Raw genomic sequence first — 14,042 nt, 5'->3', positions numbered from 1 at the left:
AGGTCGGCGTGCACGAACGCACCGGCCAGGACTGGCGTGGCGGGGTCCGCAGGGTTCGTAACTCCATAACCAATGCCCGGATTCACCCCGACGGAACGGTAGTGGACTACACGACCGGGACGCGCTACACAGCTCCGGTGACCAAGATCAGCACCGACGCGCCGACGGTGATCAGCGACCGCTACTTGTCGATCCGAGATCGGTTGGCGATCGCCGACGGGCTGGTCTGCGGGCTGTCGTTCACCGAGATCGCCATCCGGACCGGTAGGAACAAATCCACGGTGTCGAGGGAAGTTCGGGCCCATCGTGTCGACGGCCTCTACCTGCCCTATCAAGCCCATGAACAGGCCTCGGTCGCTCGGGGGCGTCCCAAGCAGTCCAAACTGGTGACCAACCATTCCTTGCGGGACGCGGTGGCCGAGGGGCTCGCGAACCAGTTCTCGCCCGAGCAGATCTCTGCCCGGCTCCGCAAGGACTTCCCCGACGACGAAAGCATGCGGGTGAGCCACGAAACGATCTACCAGGCACTGTATTTCCAAGCCCGAGGCGGACTCAAACGTGAAGTGGCCCAAGCACTTCGGACAGGCCGTACTCGCCGCAAACCGCATCGTAAACCCGAGCAGCGCACGCACCGGTTCGTCGATGAAATGGTCATGATCGCCGATCGACCCGCCGAGATCGAAGATCGGGCCGTGCCCGGGCACTGGGAAGGCGATCTCATCGTCGGCGAGCTCAACAAATCCGCGATAGCGACACTCGTGGAACGCACGACCCGCTACACCATGCTGGTGCACCTGCCCGGCAGCCACGACGCCGAAACCGTTCGTGACGGGCTGATCGCAACGATCTCGACCCTGCCCGCGCATCTGCGTGGCTCGCTGACCTGGGACCAGGGTGCGGAGATGGCACGGCACAAACAATTCTCGATAGCCACCGACATGGCCGTCTACTTCTGCGACCCGGCCAGTCCCTGGCAGCGCGGCACCAACGAAAACACCAACGGACTACTGCGCCAATACTTCCCCAAGGGAACCGACTTGAGCATCCACGGACCCGAAGACCTCGAACACGTCGCCCAGCAACTCAACAGGCGACCACGCAAAACGCTCGACTGGGATACCCCAGCCGAGCGTCTGCGTGATCTACTCACCGTCTAACACCAGCGGTGTTGCGACGACCCCTAGAAATCGCCCAGAGCTGAAGGGGATTTTCGATTACCGCGGACCTACCGCGTACCGAACGGGCTGTTCACACCCGTTCCCGCAGGTCAACGATCACACGTCGTAGTAGAGCTCGAACTCGTACGGGTGCGGGCGCAGGTTGACCGGGGCGATTTCGTTGTCGCGCTTGAGCTGGATCCAGGTCTCGATGAGGTCAGGCGTGAAGACGTTGCCCTCGGTGAGGTAGTCGTGGTCCTGCTCGAGGCGGTCGATGACCGCGGACAGGCTGGTGGGGGCCTGGGGGATGTTCTTGGCCTCCTCCGGCGGGAGCTCGTAGAGGTCCTTGTCCACGGGCGCCATCGGCTCGATCTTGTTCTTGATGCCGTCCAGGCCGGCCATCATCATGGCGGCGAAGGCCAGGTACGGGTTGCCCGAGGAGTCCGGCGCGCGGAACTCGATGCGCTTGGCCTTGGGGTTGTTGCCCGTGACCGGGATACGCACGGCAGCCGAACGGTTGCGCTGCGAGTACACCAGGTTGATGGGGGCCTCGTAGCCCGGCACCAGACGGTGGTAGGAGTTGACGGTCGGGTTGGTGAACGCCAGCAGCGACGGGGCGTGGTGCAGGATGCCGCCGATGTAGTGACGCGCCAGATCCGACAGGCCGCCGTAGCCGGCCTCGTCGTGGAACAGCGGCTTGCCGTCCTTCCACAGCGACTGGTGCACGTGCATGCCCGAGCCGTTGTCACCGAAGAGGGGCTTCGGCATGAAGGTGACCGACTTGCCGGCCTTCCACGCGGTGTTCTTCACGATGTACTTGAACAGCTGCAGGTCGTCAGCCGCGGACAGCAGCGTGCCGAACTTGTAGTTGATCTCGGCCTGACCGGCGGTGCCGACCTCGTGGTGGCCGCGCTCGAGCTCGAAGCCCGCGTTCTGCAGGTTGGTCGAGATCTCGTCGCGCAGGTCGACGTAGTGGTCGTACGGGGCCACGGGGAAGTAGCCACCCTTGTTGCGGACCTTGTAGCCGAGGTTGCGGCTGCCGTCCGGGTTGAACTCCTTGCCGGTGTTCCACGAACCCGAGACGGACTCGATCTCGTAGAACGAGCCGTTCATCTCCGAGCCGTAGCGGATGCCGTCGAAGATGTAGAACTCGGCCTCGGCACCGAAGAACGCGGTGTCGGCGATACCGGTCGAACGCAGGAACTCCTCGGCCTTACGCGCGATGTTGCGCGGGTCGCGGGAGTACGCCTCACGGGTGAACGGGTCGTGCACGAAGAAGTTCATGTTGAGCGTCTTCGCGTTGCGGAACGGGTCGATCCGCGCGGTGCTGAAGTCGGGGAGCAGGAGCATGTCCGACTCGTCGATCGACTGGAAGCCACGCACCGAGGAGCCGTCGAACGCCAGACCCTCTTCGGCCAGGTCGGCGGTGAACGCCTTGGCCGGAATCGAGAAGTGCTGCTGGACGCCGGGCAGGTCGGAGAAGCGGATATCGACGTACTCGATGTCCTCTTCCTTGATGTACTGGATGACCTCTTCGGCCGTGCTGAACGTCACTTGCTCTCCTTACGAATCGGTTCCCAGCCAGTCGCGATGCTGGCCCTTTCCCCACGACTGCGAGCAGTCGCCGCGAAGGGGTTCGTCGCGACCTGACGCTAAGGACGCGGTGTTTCCCAACAGTCAAGGCTGTGTTTCGCCAGTGTTACGCGAGCTGGATGCCTGGGTGATGTGAGCCAAACGGGTGCGTCCTTCAGGCTAATCCTGCCATCCGCGCGATCACGCGCTGACGTGACCTCCACGAATGCGCGCGTGGGCGGCCGATCGCGCGCCACTATCCTGGGCTCATGGCGCGTATTACCGGCACATGGCTCTCCGGCTCCCCGGCCGAACCCGGGCAGGGCGACACCCCCGGCTACCCAGGCGAGCTGTACGGGCTGCCGCGCGAGGGTGCGGGCTCGCTGGCGCCGACCTGGCGCCGAGTGGTCGCGATGTTTCTGGACTGGTTCATCGCGGTCGGGATCGCGGCGGTGGTCATGGGCGGCACGGTGAAGCCTTCGGTGCAGCTGCTGGTGTGGTTCACGATCGGGGTGGGCGCGGTGACGTTGTTCGGGTTCACTCCGGGCCAGTACTTCATGAAGCTGCGCGTGGTGCGGGTCGACGCCGCCGTGGCGGTGGGGTTCGTGCGCGCGCTGGCCAGGCAGGTGCTGCTGGTGTTCGTGGTGCCCGCGCTGTTCACCGACGCCGACGGCCGCGGCATGCACGACCAGGCCACCGGCACCGCGCTGGTCAACGCCCGCTGACATAGGTCCGGCCCGCGCTCTGGACAGAACACGGGCCGGGGAAGAACTGGCGGGGATCAGCGGCGACGGATCGCGCGCTGCATACCCTTCATCTTGGCGCCGGGGGGCATCGGACCCTTCGGCATCGCGGGACCACTGCGCGAGCTCAAGGCGGTGAGCCTGCCCTCGATCTGGTCGATCCGCTTGACGTCGATGTTGCGCGGCAGCTTGGTCAGGGTCTTCTGCAGCTCTTTGAGCGGCGTCTGACCTGCCTCGTTGCCGACGATCACTTCGTAGATGGGGGTGTCACCGACCAGCCGGGCGGTGCGCTTCTTCTCCTGTGCGATCAGCGACTTGACCCGCTGCGGGGAACCTTCGGCGACGAAGATCACCCCGGGCAGACCGATCACGCGGTGCACGGCGTCGAGCTGGGTGGTCGCGGCGACGCCGTTGGCGACCCGCCACTTGCCCTGCAGGTTCTCCAACACCCACGCCGCGGCGCCCGCCTGACCTTCGGCCTTGCGGTACACGTTCTTCTGCACGCGGCGCCCGAACAGGATGAATGCCAGCAGCACACCCAGCAGCAGACCCAGCGGCAGCAGGAACCACTGCATGTCGAAGATCAGGCCGATTCCGAAGAACACGACCGTGGTCCCGACCAGTGCGCCGATCATCAGCGGCAGCAGCGCCTTGTCTTCCTTGCGCTGCATGTTGAACGCCTGCCACAACTGCTGACGACGTTCGCGCGATGCCTGCTTACGGGCCGCTTTAGCCGCGGCCCTGGCTTCCTTCGACGGCTTGCCGCCCTTGCCTCCTGCCATGGGTGTCAGCTTAGATGGCGCGTCGCGCACGCGTCTGACCGCATCACACCGGGCGCGGATCCCGGCGTTTCGGGCGCGGTTCCCGCGCAGACGGCGCCCCCGCGGACCACAATGGGGGCGATGCGCCCGATCACCGAGATTCCCGCCCACTCCCCCGTGACCGATGGTGTCGACGACGAGGTCGCCCGGCGGCTGGCTGTGGCGCTGCAGTGCGTCACGGTGTCGACCGAGGATCCCGCGCGCACCGCCGACGCGGAGTTCGTCCGACTGGCCGCGCACCTCGAGTCGTCGTTCCCGCTCGTGCACGCGCAGCTGAGCTTGACCATGTTCGAGCACAGCAGGCTGTATCGCTGGGACGGCGTCGAGCCGGGCACGGTGTCGGCGATCCTGCTGGCGCACCAGGACGTGGTGCCCGTCGACGACGCGCAACGGTGGACCCATCCCCCGTTCGCCGGTGTCGTGGACGACGAATTCATCTGGGGCCGTGGGGCGATCGACGACAAGAGCCGCGTGCTCGCCGTGCTGGAAGCGGTCGAGTGGGCCCTAGAAGCCGGAATTCGCCCGCGGCACACCATCTTTCTGGCCTTCGGTCACGACGAAGAGGTCTTCGGTGACGGCGGCGCGGTGCGGATGGCACAGCATCTGCGCGACCTGGACGTGCGCGCGGACCTGCTGCTCGACGAAGGTGGCGTGATCACCGACGGCGTCGCCGACGGAGCGGATCGGCCGGTGGCCAGCATCATGCTCGGCGAGAAAGGCTATGCGACGGTGCGGCTTTCGGTCAGTGAGACCGGCGGGCACTCCTCGATGCCGGGCAAGCAGACGGCGGTGGGACGGTTGGCGCGCGCGGTGGCGCGGGTGCAGGACCATCCGATGCCGTTGCGGTTGACGCCGGTGATCAGCGACATGCTCGCCCGCATGCGGGTGGCGTTTCCCGAACCGCGCCGCAAGCTGCTCGCGCTCACCGACGCGCGCGGGCTGAGCACGCTGGCCCGGCCGCTGATCACCCGGATCATGGCGGCGGGGCCGACCACCGAGGCGCTGGTCCGCACGACCACCGCGCCCACGGTGATCAGCGGCGGCGTGAAAGCCAATGTGTTGCCTCAGAGCGCGGAGGCGTTGGTGAATTTCCGGATCCTGCCCGGTGATTCGGTGGCTGCGGTGCTCGCGCACTGCGCTCGGGTGATCCGCGATATCGGCGTGGCCATCGAGCTGGTCGGCCCCACTTCGGAGCCGTCGCGGTTCAGCGAACCGGGCCCGACCTTCGATCTGATCGCCGAACTGGCCAGCAGCGTGGTGCCGGGGATCGTGACCACCACCGGGATCGTGCCCGGCGCCACCGATTCGCGCCACTACGACGGCCTGGCCGCCACCCGGTGCAACTTCGCGCCGATCGTGCTGACCGCGGCGGATCTGGAACGGATCCATGGAACCGACGAGCGGATCTCGCGCCTGAACTACGCTCGACTGATCGAGTTCAACCGGCGTCTGCTCGAGCGGCTGGCCGCGACGCCCGAAGCCACAGGAGCGCGACCATGACCACCGATACGGGCGAATTCGCCGGCCACGGCGGCAAGATCGCGTGGCGCGCATGGCAACCCGACACCACGCCGCGCGGGGTGGTCGTGCTGGTGCACGGCGTCGCCGAACATTCCGGGCGCTACGAACACGTCGGAACGGCACTGGTCGACGAAGGTTTCGCAGTCTACTCGTTCGACCACATCGGACACGGACTGTCCGAGGGCGCCGCGGCCAATATCGGTTCGATGCAGGCCGCCGCCGACAATGCCGCGACCCTGCTCGAACTCGCGGGCACCGCCCATCCGGGGGTTTCGAAGTTCCTGCTCGGGCATTCGATGGGCAGTCTGGCCGTACTGCATCTGGCCACGCGCGGACCGGTCGACGTGGCGGGCATCGTGATCTCCGCCCCGCCGCTGGACATCCCACTGGGCAACCCGATCCAACGCCTGGCCGCCCCGCTGCTCACCCGGTTCGCGCCGAATCTCGGTGTGTTGACCCTGGATTCGTCCACGATCAGCCGCGATCCCGAAGTGGTTCGCGCCTACGACGACGACCCGCTGGTGTTCCGCGGCAAGCTGCCCGCGCGCACCGCGGTGGAGATCCTGCAGCACACCGCGCTGGTGAAGCAGCGGCTCGGCGCGCTCACCGCACCGCTGCTGGTGCTGCACGGCACCGCGGACCTGATCGCGTCACCGTCGAGCGCGGACCTGCTCGAACGCGACGCGGGCTCCTCGGATGTGACGGTGCTGCGGTATTCGGGGCTGTACCACGAGGTGTTCAACGAACCCGAACGCGCGAAGGTGCTCGGCGACGTCACCGACTGGCTCGCCGCCCATGTTACCGACCAGTAGCTTTTTGTCCCGGTGAGCTAGTAGACTGCCCGCATGACCACGTCTACCGGCGCCGTTGCCTTCATCCGGGCGAGCTGGCACAGCTCCATCGTCACCAAGGCACACGAGGGGTTCCTCGCCGAATACACCGGCTTCGGGTTCGATCCCGAGGTCGTGGAGGTATTCGACGTGCCCGGTGCCTTCGAGATTCCGCTGCACGCCCAACGCCTGGCCCGCACCGGCCGCTACGACGCGATCGTGGCCGCGGCACTGGTGGTCGACGGCGGCATCTACCGGCACGACTTCGTCGCCTCCGCGGTGATCGACGGCCTGATGCGGGTGCAGCTGGACACCGATGTGCCGGTGTTCTCGGTGGTGCTCACCCCGCACCACTTCCACGAGCACAGCGAGCACGTGGACTACTACACCAACCACTTCGTGACAAAGGGAGCCGAGGCTGCCCGCGCGGTGGCGAACACCCTCAGCTCCCTGCGGTCACTGCCTGCTATTTGAACTGATTCAGGCAGGCTTGTTCGTCTTGGAGGACGCCGATACGGAATGCCTCCAGACGCTGATGCCCGCTGGGCACCACCTTGCCGTTGACGTCAGAAGCGGCCAGCCCGTCGATGAGCAGCCCCGAGACCGCCTCGTCGAGGTCACCGGCCGACAGGCGCGGATCACTGTTGGGCTCACTGAGTTTGGTGGTGAGCACCCCGGTCAGGCAGGCGGTGCGCAGGCCCGCGGTGTCGGCGCCGGTCAGTGACAGCTTGCGATCCTGCTGCACCGCCAGCGCGTAGCGGGACACGAACACCGCCGCGGCGTTGTAGTCGCCGGTGACCACCGCCGACAGCGGCTCCTGCTTGGTGCTGGCACCCGCACCCGCGCGCTTGGCCATCGCGGGAATGTCGGTGCCGATCGTGTTCGAGGCCGGGCAGTAGGACGCGGGCTCGGTGGTGGTGGTCGACGCGCAGTTGCGGGTCACGCCCGTGTAGTCGAACTTCGGGGCGTTCTTCACCGGCATCGACTTGCCCAGCTGGGCGGCCAGAGCGGTCAGGGTTTCCTTGTCGACCGGCAGCTGCTCGTCGCGCTCGCCCTCTTCGAAGGTGACCGGCAAGCCCTCGCGGCGCTTCTCGATCTCCGCCTTGTCGATGCCCTTGCAGGTCTTGGCGCCCTCGGTGTACCCCATCTGCACTGCCGAGACGCGTTCGAACGCCGAACCGTGGATCGCGTTGGGGTCGTTGGGGTCGCGGTCACGCACGGCGACCGACGCCGCGAGCACACCGTTGAGTCCGTCGGTGGTGTTGAGGGTGAAGTGTTTCGAATTGCCTTCTGCCACATGGCGAAGGAACACCCCGGCCAGGCAGTCGGCCTGCTGTTCCTTCACCAGGCCGTCCATGGTGAACCCGCGCAGCAGGTCGGCTTGGGCTTGGATGGCGTGCCCGTACTCGTGGGCCAACACCATCACCACCGACATTTCCTTGTACTTGTCGATCAGCAGCGGCAGCAGCACGCTGCGGTCCCAGCCGATGGTGTGGTTGAGCGGGCAGTACGCGGCGTTGACCAGCTTGTAGGTGCTGCTGAAGCAGAAGCTGGCCGCCTCGGCTTCGGGCGCCTTCGCCGACCACGAGATGTACTTCGACGCGGGCTTGAAGTCGCCGCGGAAAGTCTTGGGGTACTCGGTCTTCCAATATTCTTCGATATCGGCGACCGCGTTCATCGCCAGGGTGTCGACCGCACCGTTGTCGGTGTTGTCGGCCTTCTTGTCGGTGGGCGGCACACCGGGGCGTTGGCCGCTGGGACCGGTGGCGGTCGTGGCGCCTGCCACCTCCCACGGGTTGTCCTGTGTGGCAACGGCTTTGTCGCTGGCGGCGTTGGTCGACGAACAGCCGGCGACCAGCACACCGACACTGATCAGTGCCGCGGCCACGGCGAACCGATGTCTTCTCATACGTTTGTCCTCCCCGGGGAATGACGCGGACACCTGATGGTCCGCGGCGATCACATGGTAATCCACTGTGTCAACGGTTCATTCGGATCGTGGCCAGCACCGCGCGATGATCGGAGCCGGGAACGGTGAGGGTGCGGATCTGTTCGGCCACCCCGCCGGCGACGAGGATGTGGTCGATGCCGATCACGGGGCCCCAGCGGCGGTCCGCGGGGAAGGTGAGCAGGACACCGTCGCCGGTTTGGTCTGCGGCGGAAGCGAACGCGCCGTCGAGCAGGGCTCGGTACTCCGAATGGTCGTGGGTGGCATTGAAATCCGCGCCGACGATCGCGGGTGCGCTTGTGGCGGCGAGGATTTCGTCGACACGGCGCATCTCGGCCGACCACGCGGCGAAGTCGAGATTCGGCGGGATCGGATGGAAGGCGAACACCGACATCGGGCCCCGCTGGGGATGTTCCATCGTCGCGGAGATATTGCTCATGATGAAGCCGTCGTATTTCTTGGTGTCGCGCAACGGGTATCGGCTGTAGATGCCGGTACCGCCACCGCCCGACTGGGTGGGCTCCACGTAGAAGTAGGGCAGCTGCTCTTCCAGACCGGCTTTACGCAGGCCCGCGATCGAGTCGATGGTCAGTTCCTCGACGGTGAGCACGTCGACGTTGTTGTCGCGCACGGTGGCGGTCAGGAAGGCTGGATCGGCCAGTCCGAACAGGATGTTGGACTGCAGCACCACCAGTTCCGGCCCATCGGCAGCTTCTGCTTCCGGAATGTAGGACGGCACCACCAACCACGCGGCCCCCGCCAACACCAACGCCGCCGCCCCCGAACTCCGCCACCCGCGCGCGACCAGCATCAACACCAACCCGACAACACCCGCCAACATCAACCACATCGCCCCCGAAGCCAGCAACACCATCCACTTCTGCTGCCAGTCCACAACATGCAACACGATCCCGACCACCGCCGCGACCACCGCGCCCCACCCCAGCACGAGCAACGCCCGCTCCACCCATTTACGCATCATGCGAGCGAGCCTAAGCGCGCCCACTTTCGACTCCCTTGTGACTGCCTTGAAGGTTTACTGAGGCCTACACTGGCCGCCGAGAAGGAGGTGACCGTGTACATCGAAGAATTCACCGCCGCGGGCCCACTCACCGAGCAGGCCGTCGACGAGCTGATGACCGTCGCGACCAGATACACCTCGGCGATCACCCTGACCGTCGGCGAGCGCACCGTGCAACTGCCGGTGCTCCCGGTCTGCTGGGACGAACTGCCGGTGCGCGCGGGCACCTCCATCACCGTCGAAGCCGACCGCGGCTACCGGCCGGTCGACGTCGAGGACCGCACCGCGCTGGCCGACTTCGTGCGAACCTTCCAGCGCGCGACCGGCAAGGCTTAGAGGGGCAGACCCGCTTCGATCCAGTTGTACGCCTGGATCTTTCGGGACGCCGGGTCGTTGACGACCTGGTTGATGAGGTCGTTGATCTGGTCGGTGGACAGGGGGTAGCCGTAGTGTTCTGCGGCGCCTGCGGAGGCCCACAGGGAGGCGAACAGGCCGGGGCCGCCCAGGAGGTGGGATAGGGCGGTGGCTACTTCGTCGACTGTTTCCAGGACGCCGTGGACCAGGGCGATGGCGATGTCTTCGTCGCCGGGGGTGGCGCCGGGGGCAAGGGCGCCGGATTCGACGGCGCGTTGGGCCAGCCAGGTGTGCGGGACCAGGGGGACGGGGCCGATGGCGTCGCCGAGGTAGTAGCGCCATTCGCCGGGATTGCCCTGGTCGAAGGCGTGGATGTAGAAGGTGCGGGTCAGCGCCCACAGGGCGATGTAGCGCAGGGCCAGGTGTTCGGGGCCCAGGTGGGATTCGGGGCCGTCGGCGCGGTCGTGTTCGAGCAGGTTCCACGCGAAGCGGAACCAGACCTGTTCGGAGTTGCCGACCCAGGTGGCGGGCAGGCGGTCGGCCAGCGCGGCCACGTCGGCGGCGGGGCCCTCGACGCCGGTGTCGCCGGAGGCTTCCACGCGCAGGTTGTCGACGTAGCCGCGCAGGGCGTCCACGGAGGTGAACACCGCGTAGCCCAGTTGGGCGAAACGGGTCAGGTCGGCGTTGGCGGGTTCGAGCACCAGCACCACCGGCATGCCGACGCCGGGCTGCAGGCCGTCGGGCCAAAATGCTTCCGCGACAGCGAGTTCGCGGCCGGTGATCGGGTCGGAGACCTCGCTGTCCAGCAGCGGGAAGCCGAAGCCGTCGGCGACCAGGTCCTCGACCAGGGCGTTGATCTGGTCCACCGCCGGATCGCCGATGGTCACCCCGGCCACCCCCACGGTCAGCAGGGTCGGGCGGTGCAGTTTGCCCGTGCGCAGTTTCTCGAGGAAGGCATCCGCCGACGCGGACAGCAGTTTGCGGCGCGCGCGCAGGAACTCGCGGTAGTTCTCCACCCGCCACAGCGCCGGATCGGTCGGAATCCACTGGGAGGCAAGAACTCCCGGATTCCGGCTCTCCACTTCGGCGAAGTAGTCGGCGGGTTCGCGCTCACCGATGGCGGTCTCGGAGCCGGAACTGAGGAAGCAGAAGTTGGCGATCGCGTTGATCTCGTTGCGCTCGTAACCGGCATCGCGCAGCACGGTTTTCGGGAACAGGTAGTGCACCTGCACCGGTGTGCGCTCACCGAACTGCTCGATCCCCAACTCCGAACCGGTGCCCAGATCGCGCGAACCGTCCACGCGGGTCAGCAGATACAGCAGCGGGTAGAACCGCGAGCCTCGAGTGGCGCCGGCGAAATCGTCGGCGCACAGGTCCAGTGAACCGCCGCGCAACCGTTCCAGCGAACCGATCAGCGCGTTGATACCGCCGCGTTCGAGGGTGTCGTAGTCCTGCTGCAGGAAGGTTTCGGTGGACCCGCTGAACCGTCCCCACAGCGCCGAATGCACGTACCAGTACAGGACGCGGTCGCGGTGCAGGTCGTCGTCGAAACGGCCGCCGTTGAGGAACAGCAGCCGGGTGATCACCGGAATCGCGTAGCGGCCCATCAGGACTCGGTCGTGATCCAGACCCAGTCGGCCTGCCACGGTATCGAGGAAGGTGTCGACCTGCTTCGCGGTGGCCAGCAGGGCCTGTTCGAATTCCGCCGGTTCGAGATCACCGAGTGCGTCGAAATGCGCGCGCCCGTTGCCGACGGCGATGACGTTGCGCAGCAACCAATCCAGGGTGAAGGTGTAACCGTCCTTGTCCCAGCGGATCAGGTGATCGCGCAGGTTGCCGCGCGCCTGCGGCCACTGCGCGCACAGCGTGGCCAGCGCCAGATCACCCTTGGACAGTTTGGTGCCACCGGAGTTGACCCGGTTGAAGATGTCGACCACCTCGTCGACCGTGCGGTCCGAACCGGTGATGGTCTCGACATTGAACTCGCGGTTGACCACCTCGCGCACCTTGTTCAACCGATTCAGGTACACCGCAAGGGTTTCCGGCGCTTCATCGGGGAACCGGGCCAGGTAGTGCATGGGCCCACGGGCGAACAGTTCGGTGATGTCGATCCATGTCGGCGCGGTGTCGCGGCCGGGCACCTGGAATTCGAAGACCTCGCGGTCGACATCGAAATGCAGGCCGGTGAACGCGATCTCGTCACCTTCGAAGAACGACGGCGCCGACCCGCGCACGATCCCGTAGAGGGTGGTGATCCGCTGCTGACCGTCCAGCAGCAACTGCCGCAGCCCCGACCCGTTCGTCGCCCCGCGCACCGCGATCTCCTCGGACCCGGTCTCCCACACCAACAACCCGCCGACCGGGTAACCCAGGTACAGCGAGCGCATGAGGCCGCGCACCTGGTCGCGGTTCCACACATACCCACGCTGGAATTCGGGCAGCAGCACAGCACCGGAGTCGATCTGGTCGAGCAGGGTGGACAGACGTGTCACGGCAGCCTTTCGATCGAGATCCGGTGGCGGACAAGCGCCCCATCGTTGCACGGATCGTACCGACACACTCCGACATGCCAGCGGCCGAACGGAACTGGCGCTACCGACCCGCGTCGGCGACCGCCGCACGGAAGGCATCGGAGGCATAGAACGGTGCCAACCTGCGGCGCAGCATCGCGTCGAGATAGCCACGCTCGTCCAGTGTTTCCAGCGCGGGCGGACCGAACCGCAGCGCCTCCTCGATCATCTCCGCACGCCCCACACCCAGCTCGCCGAGCAGTTCGGCAAGGGGGGTGTCGCCGTACTTGTCGAACACCCCGTCGATGCCCTCGTCCAGCAGCGCCCGGAAGTATTCGGTGTCGCGGAAGGTGCGCCAGAATTCGAACACCAGCACCACGATGTCCTCGACGTCGTCGGCCGAGACCACCTCGCGGAACGAGCCGACCGCGTCGCCGGTGTGCTTGCGCCAGGTTTCGCGGGCGCTGTCGATGAGCACCTCGTCGGCGTCACCGCTGTTGCCGCGCAACACGAATCGCGCGCCGGTGCGGGTGATCATGCCCACCCCGTTCTCGATCGCGGGCATCGCCGGTTCGGCCAGCCGCGACAGCGCGCCGCGCAACGATCGGGTCAGGCTGCTGCCTTCGGCGTGCTTGCCGTCGTCGACCGCGGTGACCACCGCGCGCTGCACCGCCTCCACGCACGCGTCGACGGTGACGGGACTGTTGAGGATCAAGCGAACCAGCCGGTGGGTGACGTCCAGATCGGCCACGGCGTCGATCAGCTCGTCGAACCGGCGGGGGTCGACCAGCTCGCCGACCTCGATCTCGTCGTTGGCGCGATGGTTGTACAACCGGGTCACGATCTCGCCGACGAGTTCGGGAATCGCGCCCTCCACCGGAACCTGCACGGCGAACTTGTGCGCGACCGCCTTGATCTGCTCGCGGGTCACCGCCTGCGCCAGCGTGAGCACCGCGGCCTCGTCGAGCATCCCGTCGATCTCCTCGGTGACGAACTCGAGGAACCCGGCGGGGTCGCGCAACTGCTGTTTGGTGAACGCCACATGCGCGTCGAGCACTCGCATCGCCAGGTCGACGTGACCACCGTTCGTTTCACCCATAATGCCCAGATTGGCACAGTCGGTGATGGGATGCGAAAGGGGCGCACACATTGGTTGCCTGCCGCCGCGACACGCCGGTCCACCACGCCAAACTCCGCCCAGATCGCGGTGCGAAAATCTCCTAGCGCGGTTTGCTGGCGAGTATGGCATACTGGGTTGCTGAGACTGGGCTGATCGCAAGTGATCGCCATGGCTCACCTACGGAAAAGACTTTTAAAACATGACTCAAGGCACCGTCAAGTGGTTCAACGGCGAAAAGGGCTTCGGCTTCATCGCCCAAGACGGAGGCGGCCCCGACGTCTTCGTTCACTACTCGGCTATCGGCGGCTCGGGCTTCAAGTCCCTCGAAGAGGGACAGCGGGTGGAGTTCGAGGTCGGCCAGGGCCAGAAGGGCCCCCAGGCTCAGGACGTCCGCGCCATCTGATTTCGGCGTGAACTTGGAAAAGCCCCGCACCTCTGGTGCGGG

13 protein-coding genes are annotated in these 14,042 nt (G+C 66.4%); 7 read left to right on the top strand and 6 right to left on the bottom strand.

Translation table 11 applies throughout. The features are described from left to right. The first annotated feature begins 146 nt into the window (after positions 1–146). On the top strand, positions 147–1,157 hold the full coding sequence (locus tag ACFWU5_RS00665) for an IS30 family transposase (RefSeq protein ID WP_379266190.1): 1,011 nt from the start codon (positions 147–149) through the stop codon (positions 1,155–1,157). Positions 1,158–1,274: 117 nt separating this feature from the next. On the opposite strand, the gene glnA is transcribed toward ACFWU5_RS00665, so the two are convergent. Next, positions 1,275–2,711: a type I glutamate--ammonia ligase gene (gene glnA / locus ACFWU5_RS00660; RefSeq protein WP_379246879.1), complete on the bottom strand. Its 1,437-nt coding sequence runs from the start codon at positions 2,709–2,711 to the stop codon at positions 1,275–1,277. Between the two features lie 287 nt (positions 2,712–2,998). On the opposite strand from glnA, the gene ACFWU5_RS00655 reads away from it, so the two are divergent. Further along, positions 2,999–3,454 (top strand): RDD family protein, encoded by a 456-nt coding sequence (locus tag ACFWU5_RS00655; RefSeq protein WP_379265662.1) that lies wholly within the window; start codon positions 2,999–3,001, stop codon positions 3,452–3,454. Between the two features lie 56 nt (positions 3,455–3,510). On the opposite strand, the gene ACFWU5_RS00650 is transcribed toward ACFWU5_RS00655, so the two are convergent. Beyond that, complete coding sequence (locus tag ACFWU5_RS00650; RefSeq protein WP_379246875.1) at positions 3,511–4,254, bottom strand: DUF4191 domain-containing protein; 744 nt, start codon at positions 4,252–4,254, stop codon at positions 3,511–3,513. Between the two features lie 120 nt (positions 4,255–4,374). Here ACFWU5_RS00650 and ACFWU5_RS00645 point away from each other — a divergent pair, with 120 nt between their 5' ends. From ACFWU5_RS00645 to ACFWU5_RS00635, 3 genes are read left to right on the top strand one after another with little or no spacing between them, the layout of a single operon-like run. Further along, on the top strand, positions 4,375–5,793 hold the full coding sequence (locus tag ACFWU5_RS00645) for a M20/M25/M40 family metallo-hydrolase (protein ID WP_379265661.1): 1,419 nt from the start codon (positions 4,375–4,377) through the stop codon (positions 5,791–5,793). Further along, positions 5,790–6,626, top strand: a complete 837-nt coding sequence (locus tag ACFWU5_RS00640; protein ID WP_379265660.1) for an alpha/beta hydrolase — start codon at positions 5,790–5,792, stop codon at positions 6,624–6,626. Before ACFWU5_RS00645 ends, ACFWU5_RS00640 begins: the two co-directional genes overlap by 4 nt. Positions 6,627–6,659: 33 nt before the next feature. Beyond that, on the top strand, positions 6,660–7,118 hold the full coding sequence (locus ACFWU5_RS00635; protein WP_379246869.1) for a 6,7-dimethyl-8-ribityllumazine synthase: 459 nt from the start codon (positions 6,660–6,662) through the stop codon (positions 7,116–7,118). On the opposite strand, the gene ACFWU5_RS00630 is transcribed toward ACFWU5_RS00635, so the two are convergent. Together ACFWU5_RS00630 and ACFWU5_RS00625 are read right to left on the bottom strand one after the other, a co-directional pair. Beyond that, on the bottom strand, positions 7,111–8,553 hold the full coding sequence (locus ACFWU5_RS00630; RefSeq protein WP_379265659.1) for a metallopeptidase: 1,443 nt from the start codon (positions 8,551–8,553) through the stop codon (positions 7,111–7,113). The genes ACFWU5_RS00635 and ACFWU5_RS00630 overlap by 8 nt on opposite strands. A 70-nt stretch (positions 8,554–8,623) precedes the next feature. Further along, positions 8,624–9,574, bottom strand: coding sequence for an endonuclease/exonuclease/phosphatase family protein (locus ACFWU5_RS00625; protein ID WP_379265658.1), 951 nt, complete (start codon positions 9,572–9,574; stop codon positions 8,624–8,626). Positions 9,575–9,667: 93 nt separating this feature from the next. Here ACFWU5_RS00625 and ACFWU5_RS00620 point away from each other — a divergent pair, with 93 nt between their 5' ends. Continuing rightward, complete coding sequence (locus ACFWU5_RS00620) at positions 9,668–9,949, top strand: hypothetical protein (RefSeq protein ID WP_379246863.1); 282 nt, start codon at positions 9,668–9,670, stop codon at positions 9,947–9,949. Here ACFWU5_RS00620 and ACFWU5_RS00615 read toward each other — a convergent pair. Further along, on the bottom strand, positions 9,946–12,459 hold the full coding sequence (locus tag ACFWU5_RS00615) for a DUF262 domain-containing protein (protein ID WP_379265657.1): 2,514 nt from the start codon (positions 12,457–12,459) through the stop codon (positions 9,946–9,948). The two genes, ACFWU5_RS00620 and ACFWU5_RS00615, sit on opposite strands and share 4 nt — an antisense overlap. Before the next feature lie 100 nt (positions 12,460–12,559). Further along, positions 12,560–13,576 (bottom strand): hypothetical protein, encoded by a 1,017-nt coding sequence (locus ACFWU5_RS00610; protein ID WP_379265656.1) that lies wholly within the window; start codon positions 13,574–13,576, stop codon positions 12,560–12,562. Between the two features lie 220 nt (positions 13,577–13,796). Here ACFWU5_RS00610 and ACFWU5_RS00605 point away from each other — a divergent pair, with 220 nt between their 5' ends. Continuing rightward, on the top strand, positions 13,797–14,000 hold the full coding sequence (locus ACFWU5_RS00605) for a cold-shock protein (protein ID WP_056821080.1): 204 nt from the start codon (positions 13,797–13,799) through the stop codon (positions 13,998–14,000). Positions 14,001–14,042: the final 42 nt, after the last annotated feature.

The organism is Nocardia sp. NPDC058640, assembly GCF_042716995.1.
In the GTDB taxonomy this organism is placed as follows: Bacteria; Actinomycetota; Actinomycetes; order Mycobacteriales; family Mycobacteriaceae; genus Nocardia.
Note: the sequence above shows the minus strand (reverse complement) of the source record. Positions and strands in the feature narration are given on the sequence as shown.